Raw genomic sequence first — 15,701 nt, forward strand, 5'->3', positions numbered from 1 at the left:
AGAGACGGCCCGCGATGAGCCAGAAGAGTGAGAATACCGATGACGTCACGCTGGGTTTGGCTTTTGTCGAAACTGGTCCGGAAAATCTGGTTTCGGGCAAGTCTGTTTTCCATCCTTGCCATTATCACCGCACTTGTCGCCATCGTCGCCAGTCCGTTCATTCCGGGTGATCTTCCCACGAAGATTGGCGCTGACGCTGTCGATAATATACTAGGCATCATTGCCTCAAGTATGCTGACAGTCACGACATTCTCTCTCAGCACGATGGTGTCGGCCTATTCGGCTGCAACCAGCAACGTCACGCCCCGCGCGACCACGCTGGTCATGGAGGACAGCACGACGCAAAACGTGCTCGCGACCTTCATCGGCTCCTTCCTCTTCAGTCTTGTCGGGATCATCGCTTTGAGCACCGGCGCCTACGGCGACCGCGGTCGCGTCGTTCTCTTTGTTGTGACAGTTGCCGTGATTGTGCTGATTGTCGTCACGCTCTTGCATTGGATCGACCACCTTTCCAGGCTCGGGCGTGTCACAGAAACGACCGAGAGAGTGGAAAAGGTCACCGTAGAGGCGATGCGGTCCCGGCGTAAGCAACCGTATCTCGGCGGAAGCCGGTTAAGCGCTGCAGAGACCATTCCGGCCACGGCGAGACCGGTCTTTGTCGATCGGATAGGGTACGTGCAGCATCTTGATACCGGCGCCCTTTCCGGCATCGCAACCGACGCGAAAGCGCAGATATACATTCACATGATTCCGGGTCAGTTTGTGGATCCGTCGACGCCGGTTGCGTGGATCGAGGGCGCCGATGACGGCGAGGAGACAACGGCAATCTCCCGCTGTTTCACGGTGGGCGATACCAGGTCCTATGATCAGGACCCGCGATTTGGCGCTGCAGTTCTGTCGGAGATTGCGTCTCGCGCCCTTTCGGCGGCCACCAACGATCCCGGTACCGCGATCGATGTTCTCACGCGGACAGTGCGGGTTCTGGCTGTCTGGAACGAAACGACAGGGGAGGATGAGCATGAAGTGCCGTATCCAAATGTCTACGTGCCGGCGATCAGCCTTGACGAACTGTTTGATGATCTCTTCACACCGATCGCGCGGGACGGCGCCGGCGTTGTCGAAGTCGGGCTGAGATTGCAGAAAGTGCTGCGAATTCTCGCGACGTTTGAACATGATCGCTATCGCGAAAATGCCATACGCCACTCGAGGGAGGCCCTTGAGCGGGCCAAACATGGACTGACTTTGCCGGCGGATTTCGAGCGCGTAAAAGCCGCGGCAGAGGCGGTTGGGGGATTGTAGCTGCGGTTGTTCAAGCGTGACGAGCGAAGCCAGCATCGCGTAATAGCGCTGTTCTGAAGGGAAAATCCATTCATCACAGGAAATCTTGATGAAGCCTTGTAACAATGTGGATTCCTGCGCGTCTTCCTGAAGCAACGTCTATTGCGGGTGGAAAGACGAAATCTATGGACCAGAACGAGGGCTTTTCCCGATCCACCTGGACGCGGCCGAAGCGTTTCGATCGCAACCTGGTGATCATTGGCGCCGGATCCGCCGGGCTGGTGTCGGCCTATATCGCTGCCGCCGCCAAGGCGAAGGTGACGCTGGTCGAGGCGAACAAGATGGGCGGCGATTGCCTGAACTATGGCTGCGTCCCCTCGAAGGCCCTGATCAAGAGCGCAAAGGTGGCGCACCAGATGCGCCATGCGGACCATTATGGCCTGGAGCCGGTCGAGCCGAAGGTGCCTTTCTCTGCGGTGATGGAGCGGATCCACAAGGTGATCGCCGAAATCGAGCCGCATGACAGCGTCGAACGCTATACGGGGCTGGGCGTCGACGTCCTGCAAGGCTACGCAAAGCTGATCGATCCCTGGACGGTGGAGATTGCCCTGAACGGAGGCGGCATGCAGCGTCTGACGACGCGCGCGATCATCATTGCGACCGGCGCCCAGGCCTTTGTGCCCCCGATACCGGGCCTCGCCGAAATTGGCTATCTCACATCCGATACCATGTGGGAGCGGCTCCGCGATCGGCCTTCTGTGCCGCAGAGGCTCGTGGTGCTCGGCGGAGGGCCGATTGGCTGCGAGCTAGCGCAGAGTTTTGCTCGGCTTGGCTCCGAGGTCACGCAGATCCAGATGGCACTACGGCTGATGATGCGCGAGGACGAGGATGCGGCCGCGCTCGTCGAAGCCTCGATGAAGGCGGACGGCGTCAATGTGCTGACCAGCCACAAGGCGGTCGCCTGTGGGGTGGATGCCGGTGAAAAATGGATCGAGGTCGAGAAGGATGGGACTAGGTTCCGCATCGGCTTCGACGAGATCATTGTCGCGGTCGGACGCGCCCCGCGGCTGAAGGGGTTCGGGCTCGAGGATCTCGGCATCAAGGTCGATCGTGTGGTGGAGACCAACGAATACCTCCAGACCCTTCATCCGAACATTCTCGCCGCCGGCGATGTGGCAGGGCCCTACCAGTTTACCCATGTCGCCGGACATCAGGCCTGGTTTGCCGCTGTCAATGCGCTGTTCGGTGATCTCAAGCGCTTCAAGGCTGATTACTCAGTCATTCCGTGGGCGACCTTCACCGATCCAGAAGTGGCGCGGGTGGGCTTGTCCGAGACCGAGGCAAAGGAGACGAAGATACCGCATGAGGTCACGCGTTTTGGCTTGGACGATCTCGATCGCGCGATCGCCGATGGGGCCGCCCGTGGCTTCGTCAAGGTGCTGACGGTGCCGGGCAAGGACAAGATCCTGGGTGCAACGATTGTCGGCGAGCATGCCGGCGACCTGCTGGCGGAATTCGTCTTCGCCATGAAACATGGCCATGGGCTCGGCAAGATCCTCGGCACGATCCACATTTACCCGACGCTCGCAGAGGCCAACAAGCTGGTGGCCGGTCAGTGGCGCCGCAATCACATCAACGGGTTTCTGCTCTCGCTGCTTGAACGCTTCCAGACCTGGAGGCGCGGATGATTGACGCCAAGATCCTGCCGCTGCAGAAGGCAGCTCTGCAGCCCATCGCTGCGTTTCTAGCCCATCGCGGGGTTCGTGCAGATAAGATCAGCCTCGTTGGTTTCATGGGCGGGCTCGGCGCCTTTGCCGCGCTTTGCCTCGGCTACTTTTGGGTGGCGCTTCTGCTGATCCTTGTGAACCGGGCGCTGGACGGGCTCGATGGTGCGGTTGCCCGCCTGCATGGTCCGACGGATCGTGGCGCGTATCTCGACATCGCGCTCGACATGGTCTTCTACGCGCTGATCCCGCTCGGTTTCGCGGTTGCGGTGCCCGAGATCAATGCGCTGCCCGCAGCGGTGCTGATCGTGTCCTTCGTCGGCACAGGCTCGTCCTTCCTCGCTTTCTCGGCAGTTGCGGCGAAACTCGGCCGCGAGGCCCCGGAATTTCCCACCAAGGGCATCTACTACGCTGGCGGTCTCGCCGAAGGCTTCGAGACGATCGCGGTCTTCATCGCCATGTGCCTCTTGCCTTGGCATTTCCCGCTGATTGCCTATGGATTTGCCGCGCTTTGCGGGGTGACGACCGTCATCCGCTGGCGCCAGGGCTGGGTCGCCTTTTCCGGAGATGATCGATGAGCCACGCCGTGTCCCTCTCAGAGATCCGCATTCAGCCGGTCAAGCGCGTTGCGCACCGTCAGCCGCGCTCGGTGCAGAAGTACCCGCATATTGCCCTCGGAAATGTCGAGAAGGGTGCAGACCTCCGCCGGATCGAGCTCCTGCTGGCCGCGCAGGATCAGCACCGCGCGCTGCGCCTGCGGCAGCGTTTCGATGACGGCTTCCACATGCTGCAGAACGCTTCGACCCTCGACATGGCGTTCCGGCGTCAGATTTTCCCAAAGTGCGGGCATGGTGCGCCAGTGGCCGCGCCCGTCGAACGCGTCGTTGAGGGTGCCGTCGACACCAAAATCGTCGAAGGACACCGTGCGGCCTTCGCGTCTGGCGCGGCTGCGCGCCTTGTTGATCAGGATAGTGTAGATCCAGCTTGCAAGCGATCCGCGCCCTTCGAAGAGATCGATGCGGTCGAGCACTGTGACCCAGGTGTCCTGCGCGACGTCTTCCGCGATGACACGCGAGCGGACGATGCCGTTGCAAAGACGGATCATCGCGGCATTGTGCCGGCGATAGAGCATTTCGAACGCTGCCGCATCCCCGTCGGCGAGACGCAGCGCCAGAGCCCGATCATCACCTTCCACCTGCGCCATGCTGCCCCCAGCCTCAGCTCAGGCGTCATTAGCAAAACAATCGCCTTCAAAGTCCAGCCGCATTCGATCCTATCAAGCCATAGTGACCATGGGGGATCTGTCGCGCCGGTACATCCGATCCCACAAGGCATGCCGCAGCTTCACGGAAACCGCCATGATTGACAGCCGTTCCCCACAACACGGCGCGCCGCCGGATGACGAGCCCGCCACCTCGAAGGGCGCTGTCGGCAAAGGTAGCAGGTGGCGTTATACGCCCGTGGTCCTCGTCATCACCGGCCTCGCACTTGGCTATGTCTTCGGCCTGCAGGACTATCTCAGCCTCAAATTTCTTGCCGAACAACGGCAGGCCTTGAGGAGTTACGTCGACGCCAATGTCCTCTGGTCGGCGGTCATCTTCCTGCTCGTCTATACCGCGGCCGTCGCCTTCTCGTTTCCGGCAGCGTCCGTGCTGACCATCTTCGGTGGTTTCCTCTTCGGCTGGATGATCGGGGGAGCGCTGGTGGCTGTTGGTGCGACGGTCGGTGCGGCGATCCTGTTCCTCGCCACCCGCTCGGCCTTCGGCGATTTTCTGCGCCACCGGGTTGATGGGGTCATCAAGAAGATGGCGGACGGTTTCCAGGAGAATGCCTTCGGCTATCTCTTCGTCATCCGGCTCGCTCCGGTCTTTCCCTTCTTCGTCGTCAATATCGCGGCTGCCCTGTTCGACATCAGCCTCGGGCGGTTCATAGCCGCCACGTTCTTCGGCATCCTGCCAGGAACTTTCGCCTATGCCTATCTCGGCCAGGGAGTTGACAGTGTGCTGGTCGCCGCGCAGGCGAGCGGAAGGCAAGCGCAGATTTCGGATCTCGTGACGCGCGATATCACGCTCGCCTTCTTCGCGCTGGCGCTGGTGGCGCTGATCCCGACGCTCGTGCGGCAGATCCGCAAGCGCAGGAGTTCGCAATGAGCGTTCACTTTACCACATCCGGGGAGGGCTGAGCCATGTTTCGATGCAGTGAAGTGGTCGAGCGCGCCAGCCTTCTGATCGACGGCGATCTCGGCTTCTGGCCGCGGCTCAACATCAAGCTCCACCTGGCGATTTGCCGGGGATGCCGGGCCTTCGTCGAACAGATGCGCATCACCCATGATCTGACTGCAATGGCGGGCGCCCTACATGATCCGGCACCAAGCGAGGAGATTGCGGCCGCGCTCGCGCGACGAAAAATGGGTCCCGGCAAGAAAGCATGAAACCCGGCGCATCTCGAAGACGTAATTCAAACAGGAGCCGCAGCGCGTCAGCGTCAGGCGGTCGACTTTCAGGGAGTAGGGCACAGAATGCGATTGATGACAGGGATTTTCGCCGCCGCTTTGATGGCAGCCACAAGTAGCTTTCCGGCGAAAGCCGCCGGCCCCGAGCTTTCCGACTGGGCAGCCGTCGAGAAGGCAGCAACCGGCCAGACGGTCTATTTCAACGCCTGGGGCGGCTCGGAAAACATCAACGCCTATCTCGAATGGGTGGGCGCCGAGATGCAGTCACGCTACGGGGTGAGCGTGGTGCAGGTGAAGCTCGAGGATACCGCAAGCGCGGTCGCCAAGGTGATCGCCGAGAAAGCCGCCGGCAAGAATGACGGCGGCTCGGTCGATCTCATCTGGATCAACGGCGAAAACTTCGTCTCGATGAAGCAGCAAGGGCTGCTCCTCACCCCCGGCTGGGCAAGCTCGCTGCCCAACTGGGCCTATGTCGATGTCGAAAACCAGCCGACCATCCTCACAGATTTCACCGAGCCGACAGAGGGCCTTGAAAGCCCCTGGGGTGGCGCGAAGATGGTTTTCTTCCATGACAGCGCGCGCACCGAAGCCTTCGCCATGCCGGACAACGCGACTGCGCTTCTCGATTGGGCGAAGAAGAACCCAGGCCGGTTTTCCTATCCGGCCCCACCGGACTTCAGCGGCTCGTCCTTTCTGAAACAGGTTTTGAGCGAGGTGATCGCCGACCCCTCCAAACTGGCGAAGCCGGTCAGCGAAGAGACTTTTAACGCTGATGTCGAGCCGCTCTTTGCCTATCTCGACCAGTTGCATCCGGCAGCCTGGCGTTCGGGCAAGACATTCCCGCAGAACTATTCGGATATGAAACAGAAGCTGGCCGACGGCGAACTGGACATCATCTTCGCCTTCAATCCGTCGGAAGCCTCTGCCGGGATCAAGGCCGGCGAACTGCCCCAGACCGTGCGCTCCTTCACCTTCTCCAAAGGCACGCTCGGCAACACCCATTTCGTCGCCATCCCCTACAATGCCAATGCGAAGGAGGGGGCGCTGGTGACGGCGAACTTCCTCATCTCGCCTGAAGCGCAGCTTCGCAAGCAGGACCCGACTTATTGGGGTGATCCGACCGTTCTCGCCATGTCAAAACTGCCGGAGCCGGATCGTGCCGCCTTCAAAGCGCTCGACCTCGGCGCAGCCACCCTTGCGCCGGACAAGCTCGGCCCCGTGATTGCCGAGCCGCATGCGAGCTGGATGGAGCGCATCGAGGTCGAATGGCGCCGGCGCTACGCCAGCGGAAACTGAGCTGTGACAGCCCAGGCGACCGATCGCTCCTTTTTGAACGGAATGACCGCACTTCTTCCGAGGAGTGCGGTTGCCGTCACGCTTAGCCTTCTGGTCCTGCCGATCACTTTCGGGCTCCTCGGCACGTTGCTGCCGGCCTTCGGCTATCTGCCCGCACTCGGCGGACATGACCTCAGCCTGCAACCCTTTCGAGATCTTGCGGCGACACCGGGTCTGCCAACAGCGGCAGTCTTGAGTGTAGCAACCGGCCTCGCCGCCACCCTGATTTCTCTCGGCATCACGCTGATCTTCGTTGCGAGTTACGCCGGCACACCGACGCTGTCACGCCTGCAGCATCTGCTGTCGCCTCTCCTGGCCGTGCCCCATGCGGCGGCCGCTTTCGGGCTCGCCTTCCTGATCGCGCCATCGGGTTTCCTTATTCGCCTCGTCGCGCCTCTCTTTGGCATTGATCGGCCGCCGGACATTCTTATCCCCCATGACCCGATGGGGCTGACGATGATCGCGGGCCTCGTGATCAAGGAAACACCGTTCCTGTTTCTGGTCACGTTGGCGGCCCTGCCGCAGGTGGAGCTTTCCGCTGCGCGAAGGCTTGCAGCCTCCTTCGGTTATGGGCGTATTGCGGGCTTCGTCTACCTGCTCTGGCCGTCGCTTTACCAGCAGATCCGTTTTGCCGTCTATGCCGTCATCGCCTACTCGTCCTCGGTCGTGGATGTGGCGCTGATCCTTGGTCCCAACCTGCCCGGCACGCTCGCGACCCGGCTCGTCCAGTGGATGAACGATCCGGATCTGTCCGTGCGTTTCCTCGCCTCGGCCGGTGCCGTCCTGCAACTGGGCGTCACCCTGGCAGGATTGCTCTTGTGGTTGATGCTGGAGCGGGTCGCTGCGGTCCTGCTCCGCGCATCGCGGGACAGGGGATGGCGGTTCGTTCGCGACCAGTTGCTGCGCCGCGCGTCGATCCTGGTCGTCGGCCTGATCGGCGGAGCCGTCTTCGCAGGCCTCGCCATTCTGGCCATCTGGTCTGTCGCCGGTCTGTGGCAGTTTCCCGATATCCTGCCGCAGAGTTTTACGCCGAGGAGCTGGATGAGTGCCTTGCCGCGCATTGGCGATCCGCTCGTAACGACACTGGTGACAGGTCTCGCCTCGACGCTGCTGGCCATCCTGCTGACCGTCGGCTGCCTGGAGCGGGAGATTCAGACGGGACGCCGCGTGAGCCAGAAGGCGCTGTTGATGCTCTACCTGCCGCTGATCGTGCCGCAGATCACCTTCGTTTTCGGCCTGCAGCTGCTTTTCATCGGTAGTGGTGGCGGCGATTACAGGCTGACAGCCCTCGTGCTCGTGCACCTGGTCTTTGTGCTGCCTTATGTCTTTCTCTCGCTCGCCGATCCCTGGCGCGCGCTCGATCGTCGCTACGAGATCATTGCGACAGCACTCGGCCGGTCACGGCTGTCGGTGCTCGTGTCGATCCGCCTGCCCATGCTGGTCCGTCCGATCCTGACAGCACTTGCCCTTGGCTTTGCCGTCTCGGTTGGGCAGTATCTGCCAACCCTCCTGATCGGGGAGGGGCGGCTCTCGACCATCACCACGGAGGCCGTCGCTCTAGCCTCCGGCAACAACCGCCGTGTCATCGGAGTCTATGCCCTGCTGCAGACCATCCTGCCTTTCCTCGCCTTCGTGCTCTTCGCGCTGATCCCCGCAGCGCTCCACCGCAACCGCCGGGATATGAGGGTCTGATGATCGTCCAGCGACAGCCGACCAATGGCCTCTCCCTCTCGAATGTGTTGATCCGTCTGGGTGGTGTCAGCCTGATCGCGCTGACCGCGGACGTTCCTCCCGGTTCAGTCGTCACCGTCATGGGACCTTCGGGATCGGGCAAATCCACCTTGCTGTCCTTCATCGGCGGGTTTCTCGATCCTGTATTCGACGCCAAAGGGACCGTCTTTGTCGATGGTGTCGATCTCCTGTCGCTGGAGCCGCAAGCCCGTCGCGCCGGGATCCTGTTCCAGGACCCGCTGCTCTTCCCGCATATGTCTGTTGGCGCCAATGTCGCCTTCGCCATTCCGGCAGATGTGCGAGATCGCCGCCAACGCCGGCAGATCGCGGCAGACATTCTCGCCGACATGAACCTTGCAGATTTTGCCGACCGGGACCCGGCCACGCTCTCCGGCGGACAAAAAGGCCGGGTGGCGCTTGCCCGCGTTCTCGTCTCCCGGCCCAGATTGCTGCTGCTCGACGAACCCTTCTCCAAGCTCGACATGGAGTTGCGCGCCCAGATGCGAACCCTCGTGTTCGAGCGCGCAAGGACCGCCGGCCTTCCGGTCATTCTCGTCACCCATGACGAGGCAGATGCCGAGGCCGCTCGCGGTGCCGTTCATCGTATCGGAGTAAAGGGAGCGGCTCATGACTGACGCGAGCGGGAAAATCCCGGTCGTGCTTCTCGGTGGTGGCCACGCCCATGTCGAGGTGGTGCGCCTTCTTGGGCAGATGGGTCTCGGTGCGCAGATCACGCTGGTTTCGCCGTCTCGCTATGCGCCTTATTCCGGCATGCTTCCGGGCCATATCTCGGGGAAATATGGTTTCGACGATTTCCACATCGATCTGGCGACCTTGTGCGCGCGATCTGGCGTCACCTTTGCTGAAACCGCGGCGACCGCTATCGACCCGGAACGCCGCGTCGTCTTTACTGCGAGCGGCCAAAGCCTCGGCTACGGTCTGCTCTCGATCGATATAGGCTCCACCCCTATACTGCCCGAAGGCATATCGGCCGGCATCTCCGTAAAGCCGATCGCAAGCTTTGCCGATCGCCTTGCCCGGCTCGATGCGATGGCTGTGGAGGGGCGCCTCTCAGCGCTGGCAGTCGTGGGGCAGGGGTTGGCAGGCGTCGAGGTCGCCTTCGCGCTCAGACGCCGGTTTGCCGGACGAGACATCCGCATAACCCTCGTCGGACGGGCAGCGGAGCTGGTTCCGGAGCGCAGTCGGCGGGCGCGGCATGTGTTGGAGCGGGAATTGCGAAGGGCGGCCATCGCCCATCACCCCGCGTTCGATGTCGTCGCTTTCCACGACGCTGAACTCATCGCCCGCGATGGGCGGCGACTTGCGGTGAACGAGGTCATCTGGACGACGTCGAGCGGCGCCCCAGCCTTCTTGCGCGAGACCGGCCTTCTCCTCGACCGAAGCGGTTTCATTTGCGTGGACGAAACGTTGCGATCCCTGTCGCATCCGGATGTCTTCGCCGCCGGCGACGTCGCATCCCTGCCGAGCCCCCGTCCAAAGGCCGGCGTGTTTGCCGTGCGCCAAGGACCGGTCCTGGCCGAGAACATCCTCCGCAGCCTCTGCGGAGAAGCCCCGCTTTCTTATCAACCGCAACGGCAGTGGCTGGCACTGATCTCTCTCGCCGACGGGCGGGCCATTGCCGACAAGTGGAACATAGCCGTGGCCGGCCGCTGGGTGGCCAAGTGGAAGCATCGCATCGACAGCCGCTTCATGCGGAAATATCGGGAGTGAAGCGGCGAGCGGGCCGCTTTCGACTTCCTCACCCCAGCCCGAGGCTTCCCCGTTCTGTTTACTTCCTGCAGCCTTTCGATGTGGAAGCATACCTGGAGTGTGGTAACTAGATCTTCAGGTTAAGGAAGCCCGACTGCGTACTACTGAACGCACTCGTTCACGTGCTCAGCGATTGACGACGGATTTCCAGGCAATTTCGGCTATGAGATAAGCAACTCAACATCGCAGCTAACTGTGAAAGGTTAAGCGAACGGATCGACGCCTCTTCGAAATTAAGTAACCTTTAGCTGACGGTTGGCGTTGCAGTCAAAGCATGAGGCCTTACTGTCCAGTCCGCCAGTGAAGCGTTCTTAGGTGTGTTTGATTCCAGGCGATTTCCACATTTCCCCCGCACAATTACGAGTGTCTTTCTCGTTTTTCGGACTGCGGAAGTCGCTGCGCTAGCGCCGTTTCCCTGATCCAGTTCTTCTCTAACAGTTGGGCATCAATCATCTTCTTTATATATGACTGTTGTCCTGGGGAAGGATCGAAGGAGGATGCATTGATTACAAACAACAGGGTGCGCATTGCGGACAATTGCGGCATTGACGCATGTTTGACTGCGAGCAAGTCCCATTAGAACCGTGGGCTGCCGCGCCTTTGTCGAACAACGAGATAGGCACCGGGGAGGGGGCAAATCACCGAACAAGTCCTCGGATGGCATGCATTCGACAAGGGCGCGGACAAAATTATTAAACCCGCCTACGAACATTCTAGAGTCCGCGAGCGGATCTTCGGCGGTGTCACAGGGTGAAAAATAGTGAAGATTTAGTGCACTATCTCAACTGCCCTCATCCGGAATGTTCAACACCTCTCCACAGGCCTTGCAATGCACCGCGTCTGCGTCATGGCGTTGCAGAGCGCAGCGCGGGCAGGGAAACGTGACCTTGTGCGGCCTGACGATCGCCTGCGCCAGCCGGACAAACAGCGAGATGCCGATGATCATGGTGAAGACGGATGTCAGCTTGCCGACCGTCCCCGGAAGCGTGATATCTCCGAAACCGGTCGTGGTGACCGTTGCCACCGTGAAGTAGAGCGCGTCGATGAAACCTTCGCTTCCGTCACGATTGTAGAAGAACGTGGTGTAAACGAACCCGGTCATCAGAAACAGGAACACCAGGAAGTTCAGCACGGCGCGCACGACGTCCAGATAGGACACGCAGCCTGCACGCCGCAGAACCTCCTTCAGCAAGGGGCTTTGTCCGATGGCCCAAAGGCGCATGACGCGAAGAAAGGCAAAGTTGAACAGCGCGTCGGGGAAAAGCAGCGTCACCAGGAGGACGAGATCGATCCAGGTCAACGGCCTTGCGAGCCAGTGTCGCAGTGACGGCGCTGCGACGGCGCGGACCATGAGCTCCAAGCCGATCCAGGCTGCGATGATGTAATCGACGATCAGATAGGACGGGCTGGACCGAAGATACGGGCCGAGCAGGAAGAATGCCAAGATCGCCAGATCGACGACCGCAAATGCTGCCTGCATGGCGATGGCGTTCCGACCCGTAGGCCGCTCAAGCAACCGCACGCAGTCCCTGAACTTGATCCGGTCGCTTCTTTTTTCGACAATTTTCATGAGGTCCAGATAGATCGAAAGGAGATGTCATCAAGCGTACGCACAAAAACACGTTGCTGACCGCGCCAGTAGCAAATTGCGGAGCCCTTGCTCAACTGGTTTTCAAGGCAGCGATCAGCGCCCGCAACGCCGGCGGGGATTGTCGCCGGCTCGGGTGATAAAGATGAAAACCTGGGAATCTTGGGCACCAGTCGGCGAGGACCTGGATGAGCTTGCCCGACGCAATATCCTCCGCCACGTCATGCTCCATAATGTAACCGAGTCCGGCGCCCGCTCGTACGGCTGCAGCCGGAAGATCGCCGTCGTTGGCGACCAGAGGCCCGCGGGTGCGGATCTTGATTTCCTTGTCACCCCTCTGGAATTCCCAGGGAAGAAGTCCGCCCGATGTCTTCAGCCGATAACCGATGCAGGCATGACGGTCGAGATCATAGGGTGTCAGGGGAGGCGGGTATCTCTCGAAATAGGAGGGCGTGCCGACGACCACCGTCCTCAGGTCCGGGCCGATCTTGACTGCGATCATGTCCTTGTCGACCGTTTCTCCCAGCCGGATGCCCGCATCGAAACCAGCCGCGACGATGTCGGTCAAACCGTCGTCAATGTTGACCTCCACGCGCACATCCGGGTTTGCAAGCAGGAAACCCGGCAGTTTCGGGAGAAGCACGATCCTGGCCGCATAGGCAAAGGTGGTGATCCGCACTGTGCCAGACGGGTTGTCGCGCCATTCAGCCATTGCCTGCAGGCCGTCTTCTATCTCCGCCAGCGCCGGGTTCAGTGATCGAAGCAGCCGCTCGCCCGCTTCCGTCGGAGACACGCTGCGTGTCGTGCGCGCCAGAAGCCGAACGCCCAGCCTCTCTTCCAACCCGCGCATCGCATGGCTGAGTGCCGATGGCGACATGGCGAGGATCGCGGCCGCACGGGTAAAGCTGCACTCTCGTGCGACCGTCGCGAACGCCACGAGATCATTGAGGTGGTTGCGCTCCATTGCTGCAAGCTGCTCACAAGTTCATGCCGCCCGCAACCTCTAATCGGCAGGAGCAGGTGTTGCTAGGTTCTTCGTCATCACCAGCATGGAGAAGACGCATGGATCTCACGCATTACCGCACACTCGGCAAATCCGGACTGATCGTCAGCCCGCTCGCGCTCGGAACGATGACGTTCGGCGCCGGTCGGTGGGGCGCCGGTGAAAAGACGTCGCGTGATTTGTTCGATACCTATACCGACGCTGGCGGCAACTTCGTCGATACCGCCGACATCTATTCGGGCGGCGAAAGCGAAACCATGCTCGGCACGTTCATGAAGGACAACGGCAACCGGGATCGTCTGGTGATCGCCACCAAGTCCGGTTTTTCCCGCGCGCGGGGCACGCCGCTCTGGGGTGGGAATGGCGCGAAAAACATCCGGCTCGGGATGGAGGGTTCGCTGCGGCGGATGAAAACCGATTATATCGACATGTACTGGATCCATGTCTGGGATCGTACGACGCCCGCCGAGGAGGTGCTGCAGACCCTGGCGGACGCGGTGCACGCCCGAAAGATCCTGCATTACGGCTTTTCCAACACGCCGGCCTGGTATGTCGCCAAGATCGCAACACTTGCGGAAGCGCACGGCCTTCCGAAGCCGATCGGCCTGCAGTACAGTTATTCGCTCATCGACAGAGGCGTCGAGCTCGATGTTATCCCGGCAGGTGCCGAGTTCGGCTTGGGGCTCGTTCCCTGGAGCCCGCTCGCTGCCGGCTTGCTGTCCGGCAAGTATGGTCGCGACAAGATTGCCGATGCGGGGCGCGCCACAGCGATGCCCGATAGCGGTGCACCGACGAGCGAGGGAGACAGCGACGGCCGGTTAAACGGGGACAATCCGTTTGGGGGCATGTTGTTTACCGAGCGCAACTTCGACGTGGTCGATGTGGTGAAGACGGTCGCAGACGAGATCGGCCGTTCCCCGGCGGAAGTTGCGCTTGCCTGGGTTGTCAACCGACCCGGCGTGTCCTCGGTTCTGATCGGTGCGAGCCGAGTCGCCCAACTCACGGAGAACGTCGCGTCGCTCTCAATCACACTGAGTGATGATCGTTTGCAACGGCTGGAACAGGCAACGATGCTGCCGCTCCTCAATCCGTATTTCATCTTCCAAATCCCACGGGAAACATTGTTCGGCGGTCAGGCGGTTCAACCCTTCGCACCGTCCTGACGGGCAGGACCCTTGCCGATGTTTTAGCGTTGTCGGCCGGGATATCGAGCGGGCTGATCCCCTTGCCCCCAGATTGCGTGCGGTATTTGCGCGAAAACAACCGGTCGGTTCTTGCCGACCGGGAGGCTGCTGCTAAGCTTCGGGCAAGTGTGCGCAGAGCGGATCGATACCGCGCACCGATCGGCATCAATCGGGAGTTCGAAATAACAGCATGGCGCGTCGCGACAAACTCAAGCTTGGCACATTCGTCTATACCTTCGGCTTTCATCCCGCTTCATGGCTGCATCCTGATAGCGATGTGAACGGCGCCAATGATTTCGCCCATCTCCTCAACGTCGCGAAACAGTCCGAGGCGGCCAAGTTCGATTTCATGTTCATGGCGGACTCTCCCGCGGCCGCTGTCGGCGATCCGGCAGCCCTGGCGCGACAGCCGACCAAGATGAACCGTTTCGAGCCGCTTTCGCTTCTCTCGGCGCTCGCGGTTTCCACCGAAAAGCTCGGTCTGGTCGCGACCGTTTCGACCAGTTATTACGAACCCTACAACGTCGCGCGCATCTTCGCCTCGATCGATCATTTGAGCGGCGGCCGCGCCTGCTGGAATGTCGTGACATCAGATCACAACGAGACGGGCTATAACTTCAACCGCGACGGACTCGATCCCCACGCCCTGCGCTACGAGCGGGGTGCGGAATTCGTCGATGTCGTTTTCGGTCTGTGGGACAGTTTCGAGGCGGACGCACTCAAGCTCGATCGCGAGACCGGGATCTATTACGACAAGGATAAGCTGCATACGCTCAACCATGTGGGCAAGCATTTTCAGGTCCGGGGTCCCCTCAATATCGCCCGGTCGCCCCAGGGCCGCCCGGTGATTGCTCAGGCCGGCGGGTCGGAGCCCGGCATGGATCTTGCCGCGCGCACCTCGGAGATCGTCTTCAGTCTCGCCTCCAACATCGATCGCAACCAGGCCTTCTATAAGAACGTCAAGGATCGCATGCCCGCCTACGGTCGGGATCCTGACGATCTCAAGATCATGCCGGGCATTGTCATCAACGTCGGAGAGACCGAAGCCGAAGCGCAGGCCAAGGTCGATTTCATGATCGACAAGCTGCATCCCGATGTCGGTCGGCTGATGCTGTCGGAATTTCTTGAGGCGGATCTCGCAGGCGTTCCTCTCGACCAGCCGTTCCCCATGGACCGTCTGCCCGAGACGCCACGCGGTTCGCGGGCGCTGTTCGACGAGCTTGTGGATTTCGTCAAAAGCGGCCGGACGGTCGGCGAGCTGATCCGTCACTATGCGGAAAAGCACACCGGCAATGGTATCACCGGGACGCCCACCCAGATTGCCGACTTCATGGAGGAATGGTTCGAGACCCGGGCAGCCGACGGCTTTATCCTGATGTTCCCGACCCTGCCGTCCAGCCTCGATGATTTCGTCAGACTGGTGCTCCCGGAACTGCGCCGCCGCGGTCTCTTCCGTGACGAGTACGAAGGAAGGACGCTGCGCGAGAACCTTGGTCTCTCCATGCCGGTCAATCGATTCACCGCCGCGCGTGAATCATGAGCGTGAAAGGGTCACGACAGCATCCTTGCGCGTAAAACTGCGAATTATCATGTTAATCCAACGACTTGCATTTTTCTTGAAGTTTTTGCGACTAGG

Annotated in this window: 14 protein-coding genes; 11 read left to right on the forward strand and 3 right to left on the reverse strand. The window is 60.9% G+C overall.

What is annotated here, in order from left to right; translation table 11 throughout:
* Window positions 1–39: 39 nt before the first annotated feature.
* The 3 genes from ACQY1P_RS05330 to ACQY1P_RS05340 all read left to right on the forward strand — a co-directional run bounded on the left by ACQY1P_RS05330 (window position 40) and on the right by ACQY1P_RS05340 (window position 3,580).
* The gene (locus ACQY1P_RS05330; protein ID WP_062577753.1) at window positions 40–1,299 is read left to right on the forward strand and encodes a DUF2254 domain-containing protein; all 1,260 of its coding nucleotides are present in this window, start codon (window positions 40–42) and stop codon (window positions 1,297–1,299) included.
* 164 nt (window positions 1,300–1,463) lie between these two features.
* Window positions 1,464–2,966 carry a dihydrolipoyl dehydrogenase family protein gene (locus ACQY1P_RS05335; RefSeq protein WP_430253309.1) on the forward strand — a complete coding sequence of 501 codons (1,503 nt, stop codon included), beginning with the start codon at window positions 1,464–1,466 and terminating at the stop codon, window positions 2,964–2,966.
* Entirely contained in the window at window positions 2,963–3,580 is a 618-nt protein-coding gene (locus ACQY1P_RS05340; protein ID WP_430253311.1) for a CDP-alcohol phosphatidyltransferase family protein, read from the forward strand. The genes ACQY1P_RS05335 and ACQY1P_RS05340 overlap by 4 nt, the downstream gene beginning before the upstream one ends.
* Before the next feature lie 17 nt (window positions 3,581–3,597).
* Here ACQY1P_RS05340 and ACQY1P_RS05345 read toward each other — a convergent pair whose 3' ends face one another.
* Entirely contained in the window at window positions 3,598–4,206 is a 609-nt protein-coding gene (locus tag ACQY1P_RS05345) for a sigma-70 family RNA polymerase sigma factor (RefSeq protein ID WP_113110456.1), read from the reverse strand.
* 154 nt (window positions 4,207–4,360) lie between these two features.
* Between ACQY1P_RS05345 and ACQY1P_RS05350 the strand changes: the two genes are divergently transcribed.
* The 6 genes from ACQY1P_RS05350 to ACQY1P_RS05375 all read left to right on the forward strand — a co-directional run bounded on the left by ACQY1P_RS05350 (window position 4,361) and on the right by ACQY1P_RS05375 (window position 10,251).
* Entirely contained in the window at window positions 4,361–5,152 is a 792-nt protein-coding gene (locus tag ACQY1P_RS05350) for a TVP38/TMEM64 family protein (protein ID WP_430253313.1), read from the forward strand.
* Between the two features lie 35 nt (window positions 5,153–5,187).
* On the forward strand, window positions 5,188–5,433 hold the full coding sequence (locus ACQY1P_RS05355) for a zf-HC2 domain-containing protein (protein ID WP_430253315.1): 246 nt from the start codon (window positions 5,188–5,190) through the stop codon (window positions 5,431–5,433).
* 87 nt (window positions 5,434–5,520) lie between these two features.
* Window positions 5,521–6,750 (forward strand): ABC transporter substrate-binding protein, encoded by a 1,230-nt coding sequence (locus tag ACQY1P_RS05360; RefSeq protein WP_092662806.1) that lies wholly within the window; start codon window positions 5,521–5,523, stop codon window positions 6,748–6,750.
* Between the two features lie 42 nt (window positions 6,751–6,792).
* The gene (locus ACQY1P_RS05365) at window positions 6,793–8,481 is read left to right on the forward strand and encodes an ABC transporter permease (protein WP_430253933.1); all 1,689 of its coding nucleotides are present in this window, start codon (window positions 6,793–6,795) and stop codon (window positions 8,479–8,481) included.
* Window positions 8,481–9,155, forward strand: a complete 675-nt coding sequence (locus ACQY1P_RS05370) for an ATP-binding cassette domain-containing protein (RefSeq protein WP_430253317.1) — start codon at window positions 8,481–8,483, stop codon at window positions 9,153–9,155. The genes ACQY1P_RS05365 and ACQY1P_RS05370 overlap by 1 nt, the downstream gene beginning before the upstream one ends.
* On the forward strand, window positions 9,148–10,251 hold the full coding sequence (locus ACQY1P_RS05375; RefSeq protein WP_430253319.1) for an FAD-dependent oxidoreductase: 1,104 nt from the start codon (window positions 9,148–9,150) through the stop codon (window positions 10,249–10,251). The genes ACQY1P_RS05370 and ACQY1P_RS05375 overlap by 8 nt, the downstream gene beginning before the upstream one ends.
* A gap of 820 nt (window positions 10,252–11,071) precedes the next feature.
* On the opposite strand, the gene ACQY1P_RS05380 is transcribed toward ACQY1P_RS05375, so the two are convergent.
* Window positions 11,072–11,770 (reverse strand): potassium channel family protein, encoded by a 699-nt coding sequence (locus tag ACQY1P_RS05380; protein ID WP_430249318.1) that lies wholly within the window; start codon window positions 11,768–11,770, stop codon window positions 11,072–11,074.
* 181 nt (window positions 11,771–11,951) lie between these two features.
* A complete protein-coding gene (locus ACQY1P_RS05385; RefSeq protein ID WP_430253321.1) occupies window positions 11,952–12,842 on the reverse strand; it encodes a LysR family transcriptional regulator in 891 nt (296 codons plus the stop codon).
* 98 nt (window positions 12,843–12,940) lie between these two features.
* On the opposite strand from ACQY1P_RS05385, the gene ACQY1P_RS05390 reads away from it, so the two are divergent.
* Both ACQY1P_RS05390 and ACQY1P_RS05395 read left to right on the forward strand, forming a co-directional pair.
* Entirely contained in the window at window positions 12,941–14,044 is a 1,104-nt protein-coding gene (locus ACQY1P_RS05390) for an aldo/keto reductase (protein ID WP_430253323.1), read from the forward strand.
* Window positions 14,045–14,255: 211 nt separating this feature from the next.
* Window positions 14,256–15,605, forward strand: a complete 1,350-nt coding sequence (locus ACQY1P_RS05395) for an LLM class flavin-dependent oxidoreductase (protein ID WP_430253325.1) — start codon at window positions 14,256–14,258, stop codon at window positions 15,603–15,605.
* The last annotated feature ends 96 nt before the right edge of the window (window positions 15,606–15,701 follow it).

It is taken from the genome of Neorhizobium sp. DAR64872/K0K18 (assembly GCF_050500175.1).
In the GTDB taxonomy this organism is placed as follows: Bacteria; Pseudomonadota; Alphaproteobacteria; order Rhizobiales; family Rhizobiaceae; genus Neorhizobium; species Neorhizobium soli.

Coding starts and splice junctions, on each gene's coding strand:
- ACQY1P_RS05330 (WP_062577753.1), top strand. CDS start 40: ATGACGTCACGCTGGGTTTGGCTTTTGTCGAAACTGGTCCGGAAAATC.
- ACQY1P_RS05335 (WP_430253309.1), top strand. CDS start 1,464: ATGGACCAGAACGAGGGCTTTTCCCGATCCACCTGGACGCGGCCGAAG.
- ACQY1P_RS05340 (WP_430253311.1), top strand. CDS start 2,963: ATGATTGACGCCAAGATCCTGCCGCTGCAGAAGGCAGCTCTGCAGCCC.
- ACQY1P_RS05345 (WP_113110456.1), bottom strand. CDS start 4,206: ATGGCGCAGGTGGAAGGTGATGATCGGGCTCTGGCGCTGCGTCTCGCC.
- ACQY1P_RS05350 (WP_430253313.1), top strand. CDS start 4,361: ATGATTGACAGCCGTTCCCCACAACACGGCGCGCCGCCGGATGACGAG.
- ACQY1P_RS05355 (WP_430253315.1), top strand. CDS start 5,188: ATGTTTCGATGCAGTGAAGTGGTCGAGCGCGCCAGCCTTCTGATCGAC.
- ACQY1P_RS05360 (WP_092662806.1), top strand. CDS start 5,521: ATGCGATTGATGACAGGGATTTTCGCCGCCGCTTTGATGGCAGCCACA.
- ACQY1P_RS05365 (WP_430253933.1), top strand. CDS start 6,793: ATGACCGCACTTCTTCCGAGGAGTGCGGTTGCCGTCACGCTTAGCCTT.
- ACQY1P_RS05370 (WP_430253317.1), top strand. CDS start 8,481: ATGATCGTCCAGCGACAGCCGACCAATGGCCTCTCCCTCTCGAATGTG.
- ACQY1P_RS05375 (WP_430253319.1), top strand. CDS start 9,148: ATGACTGACGCGAGCGGGAAAATCCCGGTCGTGCTTCTCGGTGGTGGC.
- ACQY1P_RS05380 (WP_430249318.1), bottom strand. CDS start 11,770: ATGCAGGCAGCATTTGCGGTCGTCGATCTGGCGATCTTGGCATTCTTC.
- ACQY1P_RS05385 (WP_430253321.1), bottom strand. CDS start 12,842: ATGGAGCGCAACCACCTCAATGATCTCGTGGCGTTCGCGACGGTCGCA.
- ACQY1P_RS05390 (WP_430253323.1), top strand. CDS start 12,941: ATGGATCTCACGCATTACCGCACACTCGGCAAATCCGGACTGATCGTC.
- ACQY1P_RS05395 (WP_430253325.1), top strand. CDS start 14,256: ATGGCGCGTCGCGACAAACTCAAGCTTGGCACATTCGTCTATACCTTC.